This window comes from Allobosea sp. 01N443 (assembly GCF_056399325.1).
Genome location: NZ_JBFTRC010000431.1, coordinates 1 through 502 on the forward strand (window position 1 = coordinate 1; position 502 = coordinate 502).

General features: G+C 65.9%; 1 protein-coding gene. It reads left to right on the plus strand.

Features of this window, described 5'->3' with window-relative positions; translation table 11 throughout:
* Positions 1–502 (plus strand): transglutaminase-like domain-containing protein (locus AC1DRP_RS36840; RefSeq protein ID WP_476771179.1); only part of this gene is annotated, 502 nt, incomplete at both ends.

Consider the following 502-nt stretch of genomic DNA (forward strand, 5'->3'; position numbering starts at 1 on the left):
AGGATGCGCATGGCAACATCGTCCATACCTTCTCGGCCGATGGCCCGATCTCCGATCTCGCGATTCATGTCGGCGGCGTCATCGAGACTCTGGATCTGGCCGGTGTCATTCGCGGAACGATCGAGCGCGTGCCGCCCGAAGTGTTCCGGCGCGATACCTTGCTGACGACGCCCGACGACGCCTTGCGCGACTTCGCCGTGGCGGCAACGCGCGCCGACTCGACACCGCTCGCCAAGATGCACGCGTTGACAGAAGCGCTGCACGACTTGCTTGCCTGYGACCGTTCCGGCCAGCGTACCGGCGTAGGGGCTGCAGCCGCCTTCGCGGCCCGCGGCGGCATCCCGCAGGATCTCACACACGTTTTCATGACCTGCGCGCGCCAGCTCGGAGTCCCTGCCCGCTACGTCTCCGGCTATGTCGCGCAATCCGATGCCCTGCCCGAGGCGGAAGGGGCGCATGCCTGGGCCGAGGTCTATCTCGAAGATTATGGCTGGATCGGATT